Source organism: Reyranella sp. GW821-FHT14A01, from assembly GCF_058803965.1.
Genome location: NZ_JBXAPM010000033.1, coordinates 22,008 through 35,331 on the forward strand (window position 1 = coordinate 22,008; position 13,324 = coordinate 35,331).

15 protein-coding genes are annotated in these 13,324 nt (G+C 67.2%); 10 read left to right on the forward strand and 5 right to left on the reverse strand.

Annotated elements, in window-relative coordinates; translation table 11 throughout:
* Positions 1–30 precede the first annotated feature (30 nt).
* Positions 31–663, forward strand: coding sequence for a DUF1013 domain-containing protein (locus AC1ROX_RS31330; RefSeq protein ID WP_493132817.1), 633 nt, complete (start codon positions 31–33; stop codon positions 661–663).
* A gap of 19 nt (positions 664–682) precedes the next feature.
* On the opposite strand, the gene AC1ROX_RS31335 is transcribed toward AC1ROX_RS31330, so the two are convergent.
* Entirely contained in the window at positions 683–1,675 is a 993-nt protein-coding gene (locus AC1ROX_RS31335; protein WP_493132819.1) for an NAD(P)H-quinone oxidoreductase, read from the reverse strand.
* 66 nt (positions 1,676–1,741) lie between these two features.
* Between AC1ROX_RS31335 and AC1ROX_RS31340 the strand changes: the two genes are divergently transcribed.
* From AC1ROX_RS31340 to AC1ROX_RS31370, 7 genes are all read left to right on the forward strand, one after another.
* Positions 1,742–1,930, forward strand: coding sequence for a DUF1192 domain-containing protein (locus AC1ROX_RS31340; protein WP_493132821.1), 189 nt, complete (start codon positions 1,742–1,744; stop codon positions 1,928–1,930).
* A 46-nt stretch (positions 1,931–1,976) separates the two neighbouring features.
* Positions 1,977–3,272, forward strand: a complete 1,296-nt coding sequence (locus AC1ROX_RS31345) for an O-acetylhomoserine aminocarboxypropyltransferase (RefSeq protein ID WP_493132822.1) — start codon at positions 1,977–1,979, stop codon at positions 3,270–3,272.
* A 2-nt stretch (positions 3,273–3,274) separates the two neighbouring features.
* A complete protein-coding gene (locus tag AC1ROX_RS31350; RefSeq protein ID WP_493132824.1) occupies positions 3,275–4,063 on the forward strand; it encodes an alpha/beta fold hydrolase in 789 nt (262 codons plus the stop codon).
* Positions 4,056–4,805 carry an SDR family NAD(P)-dependent oxidoreductase gene (locus tag AC1ROX_RS31355; protein WP_493132825.1) on the forward strand — a complete coding sequence of 250 codons (750 nt, stop codon included), beginning with the start codon at positions 4,056–4,058 and terminating at the stop codon, positions 4,803–4,805. Before AC1ROX_RS31350 ends, AC1ROX_RS31355 begins: the two co-directional genes overlap by 8 nt.
* A gap of 93 nt (positions 4,806–4,898) precedes the next feature.
* The gene (locus tag AC1ROX_RS31360; protein WP_068194881.1) at positions 4,899–5,654 is read left to right on the forward strand and encodes a DUF169 domain-containing protein; all 756 of its coding nucleotides are present in this window, start codon (positions 4,899–4,901) and stop codon (positions 5,652–5,654) included.
* A 1-nt stretch (position 5,655) separates the two neighbouring features.
* Positions 5,656–6,138, forward strand: a complete 483-nt coding sequence (locus AC1ROX_RS31365) for a 2'-5' RNA ligase family protein (protein ID WP_493132827.1) — start codon at positions 5,656–5,658, stop codon at positions 6,136–6,138.
* On the forward strand, positions 6,135–7,244 hold the full coding sequence (locus AC1ROX_RS31370; protein ID WP_493132828.1) for an alpha/beta hydrolase family protein: 1,110 nt from the start codon (positions 6,135–6,137) through the stop codon (positions 7,242–7,244). Before AC1ROX_RS31365 ends, AC1ROX_RS31370 begins: the two co-directional genes overlap by 4 nt.
* Positions 7,245–7,363: 119 nt before the next feature.
* Here the strand turns inward: AC1ROX_RS31370 and sppA are convergent, their stop codons facing one another.
* From sppA to fabI, 4 genes are read right to left on the reverse strand one after another with little or no spacing between them, the layout of a single operon-like run.
* Entirely contained in the window at positions 7,364–9,121 is a 1,758-nt protein-coding gene (sppA, locus tag AC1ROX_RS31375; protein WP_493132830.1) for a signal peptide peptidase SppA, read from the reverse strand.
* 35 nt (positions 9,122–9,156) lie between these two features.
* Entirely contained in the window at positions 9,157–9,696 is a 540-nt protein-coding gene (locus tag AC1ROX_RS31380; protein WP_493132832.1) for a hypothetical protein, read from the reverse strand.
* A 10-nt stretch (positions 9,697–9,706) separates the two neighbouring features.
* Positions 9,707–10,777, reverse strand: coding sequence for a chorismate synthase (gene aroC, locus AC1ROX_RS31385; RefSeq protein ID WP_493132833.1), 1,071 nt, complete (start codon positions 10,775–10,777; stop codon positions 9,707–9,709).
* A gap of 14 nt (positions 10,778–10,791) precedes the next feature.
* Positions 10,792–11,628, reverse strand: a complete 837-nt coding sequence (gene fabI, locus AC1ROX_RS31390) for an enoyl-ACP reductase FabI (protein WP_493132835.1) — start codon at positions 11,626–11,628, stop codon at positions 10,792–10,794.
* Between the two features lie 79 nt (positions 11,629–11,707).
* On the opposite strand from fabI, the gene pdxH reads away from it, so the two are divergent.
* Together pdxH and AC1ROX_RS31400 are read left to right on the forward strand one after the other, a co-directional pair.
* On the forward strand, positions 11,708–12,301 hold the full coding sequence (gene pdxH / locus AC1ROX_RS31395; RefSeq protein WP_493132837.1) for a pyridoxamine 5'-phosphate oxidase: 594 nt from the start codon (positions 11,708–11,710) through the stop codon (positions 12,299–12,301).
* A gap of 7 nt (positions 12,302–12,308) precedes the next feature.
* A complete protein-coding gene (locus AC1ROX_RS31400) occupies positions 12,309–13,181 on the forward strand; it encodes a cation diffusion facilitator family transporter (protein WP_493132839.1) in 873 nt (290 codons plus the stop codon).
* Positions 13,182–13,324: the final 143 nt, after the last annotated feature.

Sequence of the window (13,324 nt, forward strand, 5' to 3'; positions counted from 1 at the left end):
CTCTATATCCGGGCGCAGGAGAGTGAATTCATGTCACAAGTGTTGATGCCCAAGGCGACCGCCGTCTGGCTGGTCGAAAACACGACCCTGACGTTCGATCAGATTTCGGCCTTCACCGGCCTGCATCCGCTCGAGATCCAGGCGATCGCCGATGGCGAAGTCGCAGGTGGCATGACGGGTTACGATCCGACCACCAACGGCCAGCTCACCAAGGAAGAGATCAAGCGCGCCGAGGCCGACGGCAACGCCCGGTTGAAGCTCAGCCCGCGCGACGTCCCGATGCCGCAGGCCCGCTCCAAGGGCCCGCGCTACACGCCGGTCGCCAAGCGCCAGGATCGTCCCGACGCCATCGCCTGGCTGTTGAAGACCCATCCCGAGCTGCAGGACAGCCAGGTCGCCAAGCTGGTGGGCTCGACCAAGAGCACGGTGCAGTCGGTCAAGGATCGCTCGCACTGGAACATGCAGAACGTGCGTCCGCGTGATCCGGTGACGCTGGGCCTCTGCTCGCTGAAGGACCTGAACGACGCCGTCGACCGTGCGCGCCGCAAGGCCGCCCGCGAGGATGCCGCCCGCAAGAAGGAAGCGGCTCATGCCGGCGAGGTCGAGGAAGCGGCTGACGTCGATCCGGCCGAAGCCGACCAGCCCGACGTCAACGAGCAGTAGTCGGGAGCAGTAGACCGACCTAGACGGTCATCATCACCTTGCCGACATGGTCGGCGCGCTCCAGTTCGGCATGCGCGCCGGCGGCATCCGTGAACGGGAAGGTCTTGTAGATGATCGGCTTGATCTTGCCGGCTTCGAGCAGCGGCCAGACCTTCTCCTTCAGGCCGTGGGCCATGCGGCCCTTGCTCTCGATGCTCTGAGGCCGAAGCGTCGAGCCGGTGAGGGTGAGGCGATTGACCATCAGGAAGCCGGCGCTGATCGTTGCCGTAGCGCCGCCCTGCACCGCGATCACCACGCAACGTCCGTCGAGCTTCAGCAGCGACAGGTTCTTCGGCAGGTAGTCGCCGGCCACCATGTCGAGCACGACATCGACGCCGCCCGACAGCTTCTTCACCTCGGCCGCCCAGTCATTGTCCTTGTATAGGATGGCGTGGTCGGCCCCGAGCGCCGTCACGGCAGCGGCCTTCTCCTCAGTCCGCACGGTGGTGAGCACGGTCGCGCCGAACGACTTGGCGAGCTGGATCGCCGTCGTGCCGATGCCGCTGGCGCCGCCATGGATCAGCACCGTCTCGCCGGCCTTGAGCTGGCCGCGCTCGAAGAGATTGTGCCAGACGGTGAAGTAATTCTCGGGCAGGGCCGCGGCGTGCAGCAGGTCGAAGCCCTTGGGCGGCGGCAGGCACTGCGGCGCCGGCACGATGCAGTACTCGGCATAGGAGCCGCCCGGCGTCAGCGCGCAGATCGCGTCGCCCAGCTTCCAGCCGGTCACGCCTTCGCCCAGTGCGGCGACGGTGCCCGAGGCCTCGAGGCCCGGCAGGTCCGAAGCACCCGGCGGCGGCGCGTAGTTGCCCATGCGCTGGGCGATGTCGGGACGGTTGACCGCAGTGGCGGCGACCTTAATCAGGATTTCGCCGGCCTTGGGCTGCGGCACCGGCCGTGTCGTCGGCACCAGTACTTCCGGCCCACCATACTTCGTGATTTCGATGCAGGTCATCGTCGCGGGAATGGCGCTCATGGTCGGCCTTTCGAAGCTGGGAGAGCAATGCTAGTCCTGCCTTAGCCGCTTCCGTGGAGACGCGCCATGGCCTTCGACCTCGACGATCTCGACCCCAGGCAGAAGAAATCACAACCCAGGAATCTCGATGTGATGAACATCGACGACCTGAAGGAATATGTCGCCGTGCTCAAGGCCGAGCTCGAGAGGGTCGAGGCCAAGATCAAGGCCAAGCAAAGCCACGCCTCGGCCGCTGCATCGCTTTTCAAGAAGTAGTCCGCAGCTCATGGCGGTCGGACCGCCCAATAAGGAGAGCCAAGACGTGGTCGAAGCCAAGTTCCTGAAGCCCGATACGCTGGCGCTGCATGCGGGCCAGCATCCCGATCCGGCGACCGGCGCGCGCGCCGTGCCGATCTACCAGACGACGTCCTTTGTGTTCCGCGACGTCGACCATGCGGCCAGCCTGTTCAATCTCGAGGTTGGCGGCCACATCTACAGCCGCATCTCCAACCCGACCGTATCGGTGTTCGAGGAGCGCGTAGCCGCACTCGAAGAAGGATCGGGTGCGCTGGCGGTCTCCAGCGGCCAGGCGGCGTTGCACATCGCCATCGCCACCCTGATGGGCGCGGGCAGCCACATCGTTGCCTCGACCTCGCTCTATGGCGGCACGCGCAACATGCTGGCGCTGACGATGCCGCGCTTCGGCATCGAGACCACCTTCGTCAATCCGCGCGACCATGAGGGGTTCCGCAAGGCCATCCGTCCCGAGACGCGGCTGGTCCTCGGTGAGACGATCGGCAATCCCGGCGGCGAGGTGCTCGACATCCCGGCGATCGCCGCGATCGCCCACGAGGCGAAGATCCCGCTGATGATCGACAACACCTTCGCCTCGCCGATCCTGTGCAAGCCACTGACCCTGGGCGCCGACATCGTCTTCCATTCGGCGACCAAGTTCATCGGCGGCCATGGCGTGGCGATCGGCGGCGTCATCGTCGAGTCCGGCCGCTTCGACTGGGAAGGCTCCGGCAAGTTCCCCACGCTTACCGAACCCTATGCCGGCTATCACGGCATCGACTTCGCCGAGGAGTTCGGCCCGCATGCCTTCGTGATGCGCGCCCGCACCGAGGGCGTGCGCGACTTCGGCTGCTGCCTGTCGCCGCAGAACGCCTTCTATCTGATCCAGGGCCTCGAGACCTTGCCGTTGCGCGTGGCGCGGCACGTCGAAAATGCCCGCAAGGTGATGGCTTTCCTGAAGTCCAACCCGGCCGTGGAGCGCATCGCCTCGCCCGACATGCCGGAGCATCCCGATCACGCACTAGCGCAGAGACTGCTGCCCAAGGGCACGGGCTCGATCTTCAGCTTCGACATCAAGGGCGGGCGCGAGGCCGGCCGCCGCTTCATCGAGCGGCTGAAGCTCTTCTCGCATCTCGCCAATGTCGGCGATGCCAAGTCGCTGGTGATCCATCCGGCCTCGACGACGCACGCCCAGCTCGATGCGGCGGCACTGAAGGAAGCGGGGATCGGCGAGGGCATGATCCGGCTCTCGGTCGGCCTGGAAGATCCCGAGGACCTGATCGACGATCTGGGGCCGGCGCTGCGCGCCGCGCAGAAGGGCTGACCATGAAGCTCACCGTCGATGGCCGGGCTGTCTTCGCGACGACCGGCGGCACCGAATTCGACCCAGCCAAGCCCACGATCGTTTTCCTCCATGGCGCCGGCTTCGATCGCACGGTCTGGCGCCTGCAGACGCGCTGGTTCGCCCATCATGGCCGCTCCGTGCTGGCCGTCGACTTTCCGGCACATGGCCGGTCCGACGGCCCGGCGCTCGACAGCATCGGCGCGATGGCCGACTGGACGGCACGTTTGATCGAGGCGGTGGGTCTCAAGCAGGCAGCGCTCGTCGGTCACTCGATGGGCGCGCTGGTGGCGCTCGATTGCGCGGCACGCCATCCCGATAAGGTGCGGGCGCTGGGCCTGTGCGGCGTCGCGTCGGAGATGCCGGTGCATCCCGAGATGCTCGAATCGGCCAAGGCGAACACGGTGAAGGTGCAGGAACTCATGACCTTCTGGGGCATGGGCAATGCGCTGCACAAAGGCGGCATGGTCTCGCCCGGCCTGTGGCTGCGGCGCGAGTCGCTGGCGGTGCTGGCGGGCAACAAGGCGGACGTGATCCACACCGATCTCGCGGCCTGCAACGCCTACAAGGACGCGCCCGCGCGAGCCGCTTCCGTGAAGTGTCCGACCGTGCTGGTCCTGGCCGACGGCGATCTGATGACGCCCGCTGCAAAGGCCAAGCCTCTCGCGGCCGCCATTGCCGGAGCGAAGACCGTGGTCATTCCCAACAGCGGCCACACGATGATGGTGGAACGGCCCGACGAAACCCTGGAGGCATTGAAGTCCTGTGTCTGATCGCGTCGCTCTCGTCACCGGCTCGACCTCCGGGATCGGCGCCGCCATTGCCCGCCGCCTGTCGCGCGATGGCTACATCGTGGCGCTGCATTCGCGCAGCTCCGCCGATGTGGGCCGCGCGATGACCAGGGAGCTGGGCCAGGAACTAGGTAGGGCCAGCTATCACCAGGCCGATCTCGGCGACGAGGCGGCGGCGCGCGGTCTCGTTGCGTCGGTGCTCGAGACGCATGGCGGCCTCGATGTGCTGGTGAACAATGCCGGTCTCTCGATCCGCATCCCGCACACGGACCTGAAGGCGGCGACACCGGCGCTGTGGCGTCAGATGCTCGACGTGAATCTGATCGGCCCCTTCGTGCTGGTCGCAGAGGCCGAAGCCGCGCTGCGCAAGTCTGCGTCGAGCGGCCGTCCGGCCAGCATCGTCAACATCGGCACGCATGCCGGCTCGCGGCCCAAGGGCTCGTCGATCCCCTATGCCGCGTCGAAGGCGGCGCTGCATCACGTGACGAAGCTGCTGGCGCTGTCGCTGGGGCCGGACATCCGCGTCAACGCCGTGGCGCCCGGCCTGGTCGAGACGCCGATGACGGCGAACTGGCCCGACATGCTGGAGATGTGGAACGCGAAGGCGCCGATGAAGCGTCCTGCGAAACCGGAAGACATCGCCGATCTGGTGGCCGCGCTGTGCGCCAACGATTACGTTACGGGAGAGATTGTCATCGCCGACGGTGGGTTGAACCTCACCTAGCCAGACACGGAGGAAACAACAATGAACGTCCAGACGCTGCCGCCGGGCTACAAGACCGCCCCATGGACGCCGCCCGAGACCATCACCGGCGCCATGCTGGCCGAGGCCAGCAACAAGCTGATCGAGCTGCTGCGCATCCGCACCCAGCCGATCGGGATGCGCCTGTTCGAGGACCCGGCCGAGATGGACAAGATCAAGGGCGTGCGCAAGCCGACCGAGGGCTTCAAGTTCACCATGTGCCAGATGGTGACCCAGTCGCGCTGGTACGGCTTCACCCTGGGCATCACCGTCGACAATACGCGCGGCGGCAATTGCGGCGGCGTCGTCGGCCTCAACCATCCGGGTGAGGGTTTCCTCTCCGGCGACCACATGAACGGTGTCTGGTTCGGCAACAAGGAAGCCTCGGCGGCGCATCAGGCGCAGATGCCCCGGGTGCCCGACGGCAAGTACAACGGCCTCGTCGTGTCGCCGCTGCGCTCAGCGCGCCTCGATCCGCCGGACATCTGCCTGTTCTACGGCACGCCCGGCCAGATGATCTATTTCATCAACGGCCTGCAGTATCACCGCTACCGCCGCTACGACTTCACGGTGACGGGCGAGAGCGCCTGCGCCGATTCCTGGGGCCGGGCGCTCGCCACGCGCCAGACCTCGCTGTCGCTGCCCTGCTTTGCCGAGCGCCGCTATGGCGGCGTGGCCGACGACGAGCTGCTGATGGCCTGCCCGCCGGACGAGCTGCTGCGCGCGGTCGAGGGCATGGGCCATCTCGGCAAGAACGGCCTGCGCTATCCGTTCCCGCCTTACGGCGCGGTGATGGATCCCGCCTTGGGCATGGCCAAGAGCTACAGCTGAGATGCTCTATGTCGTGGCCTGGCCGGTGCTCGGCGAGGCCGACGATACGGCGCTGCGGCGGCTGCGGGCGCAGTACCACGCGGGCGAGGCCGCGTTGATCGGTCCGCACTTCACCCTGGTGTTCGGCGCCGCCGCCGAACGCGAAACCGAGCTGCGCACGGCGCTGCAGGGCGTCACGCAGCGTCCTTTTTGGTTCCAGATCGAGCGCATCGTGCGGTCCGATCTCCATCTCTATGCCGAGCCGTCGGATGGCACCGCGGAGCTGACAGCCTTGCATGAAGAGTTGAACTTGGTGCCAGGGCGCGAACCGTTCGAGCCGCACATCACGCTGGGCCTGTTCCGCAGCGCCGCCGAGGCCGAGCAGGTGGCGCGCATCGTCGGCCGTCAGAACCTGCCGATGACCGGTCGCGTCGAGGAGCTGGCGCTGCTGCGCCGGGCCGGCGACGCGCTGGAAACCCTGGCCAGTATCCGCCTCGGCGCATGAAGATCCTGCGCCGCACCCTGCTCACCCTGCTGACGGGCCTCGTGCTGCTGTTCTTCTTCGGCCGGCCGATGGTCTGGGCGGAAGCCTCGCTGCTGATGTGGGATATCGCGGCGGGCGGTGCGCCGACGTGGCTGCAGGACGTGACCGCGCCGCCCCAGGAATATCCGATGCACTGGGAAGGCGGCGAGGGCGACCTCTACCTGCCGGCCAGCCAGCCGCGGGCGGCAATGGTCCTCGTCCCCGGCGCCGCGGTGCTTGGACGCGACGAGCCGCGCCTTCAGGCCTTTGCCCGCAGCCTTGCGCGCGTCGGCTTTGCCGTGCTGGTGCCGGAGCTGCCGGAAGTGCGCCAGCTCGTCCTGTCCCGAGCCGACGGCGACCGGGTGGCCAACGCCCTGCGGCAGTTGAACAAGCGTCTGCCCGACCTGCCGCTTGGCGTCGCTGCCATTTCCTATGCCGCCGCGCCCGCGATCATTGCCGCAATCGAGGACGATCTCGCGCCGAAGATCGCCTTCGTCGTCGCCATCGGCGGCTACCGCGACGCCTATTCGGCCATTCGTTTCGTCACCACGGGGGCCTTCCGGCCGAGAGGGGACAGCCGCGAGTTCCGGGTCGAGCCGAATGCCTATGGCCGCTGGGCCATCCTGCGCGCCAATGCCAGCCGGCTCGACGATCCGCGTGACGCGCGCCTCCTGGAAGAGATTGCGGCGCTGCGCTTCCGCGACCGCAATGCCGACATCTCCCGCGAGGTCGCGATGCTGGGACCGCAGGGCCGCGCGGTGCTGGCCCTGGTCGACAATCGCGATCCCGACGCCGTCAATCGCCTGATCGAGGAACTGCCTGAGAGCGTGCGCCGCGAGATCGATGGCCTGAACCTCGCTTTCTACGATCTGTCGAAGTTGCGCGGCCATCTTATCCTGGTGCACGGCCGCACCGATCCGATGGTGCCCTACAGCGAGAGCCAGGATCTCGCCGTGGCGGCATCGAAAGCGCGCGTGTCGCTGTTCCTGATCGACGATATCGGCCATGTCGAGTTCACGGCGGTGAACGTCGCCAACGCCTGGACGATGTGGAAGGCGATCGTCGCGCTCCTGGAGGAGCGGCGCTGAAGCGGAGCCGCTCAATGGAGCGCGCCACTCCAGTGGCGCTCATGCCTTCGCCACCGACCGAGCTTGAGCGCCACTTCAGCGCGGAGGTTACTCCGCGCGCAGTGGCGCGCTCCAATGATCTAACGCCAGAGCGGCGGCAGGGGCGGGAGGCGGACGTTTCCTGGACGCGCCGCGATGCCGAACTTGGCCAGGGCCTCGCGAACCTCGCGCGGCATGCGCATGCCGGGTGCCGACGAGACGCCAACCAGCTTGAACAGGCGATCGATCATCCGCTGCAGGCGATCGTCGTCGCCGGGATAGCGGCGGATTTCGACGCGCTTGGTCTCGTCGAGGCCGGCCTTGGCCTTGGCGATGTTGAGCGCGAGCTGCAGGCCGCCCAACTCGTCCACCAGGCCGGCCTGCTTGGCATCGATACCGCTGAAGACGCGGCCGCGGGCGGCGGCGTCGATGCGGTTGGCGTCGAGGTTGCGCGACTCGGCGACCTGGGCCGTGAAGGCTGCGTAGATGACGTCGAGCTCGCGGTTGAGGGCGGCCCGCTGGGCCGGTGTCGGCGGCTGGAAGGTCGAATGCATGCCGGCATTGCGTCCGACCGAGACGCGTTCGACGTTGATGCCGAGCGAGGTCAGAAACTCCTGCGCCATCGGCCAGATGCTGAACACGCCGATCGAGGCGGTGATGGTCGTCGGCTGGGCCACGATCACGTCGCCGCGCACGGCGGCGAGATAGCCGCCCGAGGCAGCCACGTCGCCCATCGAGACGATGACCGGCTTGCCGGCGGCGCGCGCCCGGCCGACCGCGTCGGCGATGGCGTCGGCGGCGGGGTAGGTGCCGCCGGGCGAGTCGATGCGCAGGACGATGGCCCGCACCTCCTTGGCCTGGGACGCGTCTTCCAAAGCCTCGACCACGTCCTCGGCGTTGGCCGCGGCCTCGTCCTCGAGCGGACCGCTCTCGCCGCCGCCCGACATGATGGCGCCGCTGGCCCGCACCAGCGCGATGACCTCGCCGCGCTGCTTGGGCCGTGCCTCGTCGCCGGCATAGTCCGCGATCGTGACGAGATCACGCTTGCCGTTGGCCCGCTGATAGACCTCCTCGAGCGCGTCGGCGCGATAGCCGATCTTGTCGACGAGGCCGTCGCGCCGCGCCTGCTCGGACTCGTGCGGCGCCGTGTCGATCAGGCGGCGAAGCTCGGCCGTCTCCATCTTGCGGTCGCGCGCCACGTCGGCCAGGAACTGGCCGAACAGGCTGTCGATCAGCTTCTGCAGGTTCTCGCGTGCGGGCTGGGTGTAGCCCGTCTCCGTGAACGAATCGGGCGCGCTCTTGTATTCGTAGCGCTTGCCGCCCTCGACCTTGACGCCGAGCTTGTCGAGGCCGCCCTTGAGGAACGGCGTCTCGACGGCGATGCCGGTGACGCCGAAGCCACCGCTCGGCTGCAGCCAGATCTGGTCCAGCGCCGCAGCGAGATAGTAATCCGCGACATGGCTGCCGCCGCTGCCCAGCGACTCGGCGAAGCCGATCGCGAACTTGCCCTTGCCGCGGAAGTGGGCGATCGCCTGGCGCAGCTCCTGGACGCGGGCAAGGCCGCCGGATTCGTCGCCGATCTCGACATAGAGGCCGGTGACGCGCGGATCGTCGGCGGCCTGCCAGAGAAGCTGCACGGTCTCGACGATGTCGCGCGAGCTGCCGAACAGGCCGCCGCTCAGCAGGCCGGTCGAGGTGGTCTCCGGCGGCAGCGAGCGCAGGTCGAGCGACAGCACCATCTGCTGCGGCAATGGCTTGGCGGCGAAAGGTCCCGAGGCGACGAAGGCGACGCCGGCGGCGATCGCCAGCAGGACGAGGGTGCCGATGGTCGCAAGAAAGCCGACGATGAAACGCCGCATGCGAGAGTTCCCCTCTGAGTGACTGTGTGAGCTGACTAGGACTGGACGAGATTCGGCCGGAACGCCTTCACGGCGTCAAGCATGGCCACGGCCTTTGTATCGAGGCCGTTGTCGCGAACAAGGATGGCGGTCGGCATGCCGCGGATCGGACGCAGGCTGTCGTCGAGATTGAGCAGCGAGAGACGCAGGTTGGCTGCGAGAAAGGCCTGCGGCTCGACACCGATCTGTAACTGAGGACGCAGGGAGAGGCGACGCAGCCTGACCCACTGGATGTCGTCCCAGGCGAGGCGGGCATTGCGGCCGAAACCCAGCGTGATGCCGTCGTGGTCGATCACGATCTGCGGCGTGCGGTTCAAGTAGCGGCTGATGCCGGTGTAGACGTAGTAGGCCATCGCCAGCGCCAGGAAGAAGAACAGCACGAAGCGCGGATCGTTCAGCGACAGGGTGGGCGCGTTGGCCGAGCCGCCCGAGGCGAAATGCGCGATCGCCGTGCCGATCATCAACAACGAGACGGCGGCCATGCCGGCATTGTGGAGCGTGCCGTAGCGCGCCTCCAGGGCTTGCCGGGCAGCCACCACCGGGGCGCTAGCCGGCCTGCGCGCGGTGACGCAGCAGGTGGTCGGCCAGAACGCAGGCCATCATGGCCTCGGCGACCGGTGTGCCGCGGATGCCGACGCAAGGGTCGTGACGGCCCTTGGTGCGAAGTTCGATCTCGCGGCCGTTGCGGTCGACGCTGCGGACCGGCGTCAGGATCGAGCTGGTCGGCTTCACCGCGAGGCGGCAGACGATGTCCTGGCCGGTCGAGATGCCGCCCAGGATGCCGCCGGCATGGTTGCTGAGGAAGCCGGGCTGGCCCTCGATCATCCGCATCTCGTCGGCATTCTCCTCGCCGCTCATCGCGGCCGAGGCGAAGCCGTCGCCGATCTCCACGCCCTTGACCGCGTTGATGCTCATCAGCGCCTTGGCGAGGTCGGCATCGAGCTTGTCGTAGACCGGGTCGCCCAGGCCCACCGGCACGCCCGAGGCCACGACCTCGATCACCGCGCCGCACGAGCTGCCGCGCTTGCGCACGTCGTCGAGATAGCCTTCCCAGCCCTGCGCCGCCTGCCGGTCGGGGCACCAGAAGGGATTGTCGCCGGTGGCGTCCCAGTCCCAGTTGGCGCGATCGATCTTCTGCGTGCCGATCTGGATCACGGCGCCGCGGATCGTGACGCCGTCACCCAGGATCTTGCGCGCGATGGCGCCGGCGGCGACGCGCACCGCGGTCTCGCGCGCCGACTGGCGGCCGCCGCCGCGATAGTCACGCACGCCGTACTTCATTTGATAGGTGTAGTCGGCGTGGCTCGGCCGGAACTGGTCCTTGATCTCGCCGTAGTCGCGGCTGCGCTGGTCGACATTGTCGATGTGCAGGCCGATCGGCGTGCCCGTCGTGACGCCCTCGAACACGCCGGACAGGATCTTCACCGCGTCCGGCTCCTGGCGCTGGGTGACGAAGCGCGACTGGCCGGGGCGGCGCTTGTCCATCCACACCTGGATGTCGGCCTCGCTGAGGGGAATGCGCGACGGCGTGCCGTCGACCACGCAGCCGATCGCCGGCCCGTGGCTCTCGCCCCAGCTCGTGAACTTGAAGAGGGTCCCGAAACTGCTGCCGGCCATGGCCGGCGCCTCCGCTATTCGCCGTCGAAGTTGCCGAGCAGCTCGGCGATCTGCTTCGCGGACGAGGTGTTGATCATGCCGACGACATGGTAGCCGCCGTCGACATGCATCACTTCGCCGGTCACGCCGGTGCCGAGGTCGGACAGGAGGTAGAGGCCGGCATTGCCGACTTCCTCCGTCGTGATGTTGCGCTTCAGCGGCGAGTTGAGCTCGTTCCACTTCAGGATGTAGCGGCCGTCGTTGATGCCGGCGAAGGCCAGCGTCTTGATCGGGCCGGCCGAGATCGCGTTGACGCGGATCTTCTGCTCGCCGAGATCGGCCGCCAGGTAGCGCACGCTCGCCTCGAGGGCGGCCTTGGCCACGCCCATGACGTTGTAATGCGGGATCACCCGCTCTGCACCGTAGTAGGTGAGGGTGAGCAGGCTGCCGCCGTCCTTCATCAGGGGCACGGCGCGCTGCGACACCGCGGTGAAGGAGTAGACGCTCACATTCATGGTGAGGTTGAAGTTGTCCGACGTGGTGTCGATGTAGCGGCCGCGCAGCTCGTCCTTGTTGGAGAAGGCGATGGCATGGACCAGGAAGTCCAGCTTGCCCCATTCCTTTTCCAGCTTGGCGAAGACCGCATCGATGCTGGCGGGGTTGGTGACGTCGCACGGCTCGATGATCTTGGCGCCGATCGAGTTGGCCAGCGGACGTACGCGTTTTTCCAGCGCCTCGCCCTGGAAGGTGAAGGCCACCTCCGCTCCCTGGTCGTGACAGGCCTTGGCAATGCCCCAGGCGATCGAGCGCTCGTTGGCGACGCCCATGACGAGGCCTTTTTTACCGGCCATCAATTGTGCAGCAGGGATCATGCCTCGGTTCTAGCGGGGGATGGCTGTTGGGACAAGATGCCGGTGGTGGAACCCTGCGGACCCCCTCATATTGTGGGTCATGATCAGGGAAACTACCGATCCGCTGGAGCTTTTCGCCGCCTGGTACGCCGAGGCCGGCACTTCCGAACCCAATGACCCCTCGGCGATGGCCCTGGCGACGGTCGGTCCCGACGGCACGCCGTCGGCGCGCATGGTTCTGTTAAAGGACTATGACGCTGCCGGCTTCGTCTTCTACACGAATTATGAGAGCCGAAAGGGCAGCCAGCTCCAGGCCCATCCCAAGGCAGCGCTGCTTTTCCACTGGAAATCGCTGAGGCGGCAGGTCCGCCTCGAGGGGCCGGTCACCCCGACGACGGCCGCCGAGGCCGACGCTTATTTTGCCAGCCGTGCGAGGGGCAGCCAGATCGGCGCCTGGGCCTCGGAACAGTCGCGGCCGCTGGAAAGCCGGTTCGCCCTGGAGAAGCGGGTGGCGGAATATGGTGCCCGCCACATGATCGGCACGGTGCCGCGGCCGCCCCACTGGTCGGGCTTCCGCCTGGAACCGAGCCTGATCGAGTTCTGGCAGGATGGCGCCTTCCGCCTGCATGACCGGCTGGAATACCGGCGCGGCTCGGCGGCCGAACCATGGACCACGCGCACCCTCTACCCCTGAGCAGACGATGGCGATGGATCCCCAGCGACTGATGCGGCTGGCGACCGTCGCCTCCATGTCGACGGCGCTGATCCTGCTCGTCGCCAAACTCGTGGCGTGGCGGCTCACCGATTCGGTGAGCATGCTATCGTCGCTGGTCGATACCTCGCTCGACCTGGTCGGCTCGGTCGTGACCTTCCTCGCCGTGCGGCAGGCGCTGGTGCCGGCCGATGCCAACCATCGATTCGGCCACGGCAAGGCCGAGGCGCTGGCCGGCCTGATCCAGGCGGGCTTCATCGCCGCCTCGGGTTGCGCGCTGCTGGTTGCGGTCGCCGAGCGGCTGGGGGATCCCAGGCAGGTTCGCGAAGAAGAGGTCGGCCTCATCATCAGCGCGCTGGCGATCTGCCTGACCCTGGGCCTCGTTTCCTTCCAGAAGTACGTCGTGCGGCAGAGTGGCTCTCTCGCCATCAACGCCGACATGGCCCATTACAGCACCGATCTCGTGGCGACCCTGGTCACCGGCGGCGGCGTCTTCCTGTCGGGCCTGCTGGACGAGCCGCTGATCGACAGCGGCGTCGCGGGCCTGGTGGCGCTCTACCTGCTGCATGGCGGCTGGGAGGTCGGGCGCGAATCGTTCGATGTGCTGATGGACCATGAGCTGCCGGCCGAGGACACGAAGAAGATCGAGGCGATCGTGCGCGCCTATCCTGGCGTGAAGGACGTGCACGAGCTGCGCACGCGTTCCGGCGGTCTCACCAAGTTCATCCAGCTCCACATCGAGGTCGCGCGCGACCTGTCGCTGGTCGACGGCCATGGAATAGGCCTCGAGGTCCGAGCGGAGATTGCCAAGGCCTATCCCGGCGCCGAAATCATCGTCCACGTCGATCCGGCGAAAGAGTAAGGATCCTTCGCTTCGCTCAGGATGACACCGTTGTTGGGACTAACGCAGTGCGCCGCTTCAGAAATCGGTGTCATCCTCGTCTTAGCAAAATCCGGTAGGTTTTGAGCGCTTCGCAAGAAGCGTGTGGGCCCGGATGGCCATCC

Excerpts from the sequence above, each read along its gene's own strand:
- aroC (WP_493132833.1), bottom strand. The coding sequence starts at position 10,777 with ATGGCCGGCAGCAGTTTCGGGACCCTCTTCAAGTTCACGAGCTGGGGC.
- sppA (WP_493132830.1), bottom strand. The coding sequence starts at position 9,121 with ATGCGGCGTTTCATCGTCGGCTTTCTTGCGACCATCGGCACCCTCGTC.
- fabI (WP_493132835.1), bottom strand. The coding sequence starts at position 11,628 with ATGATCCCTGCTGCACAATTGATGGCCGGTAAAAAAGGCCTCGTCATG.
- AC1ROX_RS31370 (WP_493132828.1), top strand. The coding sequence starts at position 6,135 with ATGAAGATCCTGCGCCGCACCCTGCTCACCCTGCTGACGGGCCTCGTG.
- AC1ROX_RS31335 (WP_493132819.1), bottom strand. The coding sequence starts at position 1,675 with ATGAGCGCCATTCCCGCGACGATGACCTGCATCGAAATCACGAAGTAT.
- AC1ROX_RS31360 (WP_068194881.1), top strand. The coding sequence starts at position 4,899 with ATGCTGGCCGAGGCCAGCAACAAGCTGATCGAGCTGCTGCGCATCCGC.
- AC1ROX_RS31365 (WP_493132827.1), top strand. The coding sequence starts at position 5,656 with ATGCTCTATGTCGTGGCCTGGCCGGTGCTCGGCGAGGCCGACGATACG.
- pdxH (WP_493132837.1), top strand. The coding sequence starts at position 11,708 with ATGATCAGGGAAACTACCGATCCGCTGGAGCTTTTCGCCGCCTGGTAC.
- AC1ROX_RS31400 (WP_493132839.1), top strand. The coding sequence starts at position 12,309 with ATGGCGATGGATCCCCAGCGACTGATGCGGCTGGCGACCGTCGCCTCC.
- AC1ROX_RS31340 (WP_493132821.1), top strand. The coding sequence starts at position 1,742 with ATGGCCTTCGACCTCGACGATCTCGACCCCAGGCAGAAGAAATCACAA.
- AC1ROX_RS31330 (WP_493132817.1), top strand. The coding sequence starts at position 31 with ATGTCACAAGTGTTGATGCCCAAGGCGACCGCCGTCTGGCTGGTCGAA.
- AC1ROX_RS31350 (WP_493132824.1), top strand. The coding sequence starts at position 3,275 with ATGAAGCTCACCGTCGATGGCCGGGCTGTCTTCGCGACGACCGGCGGC.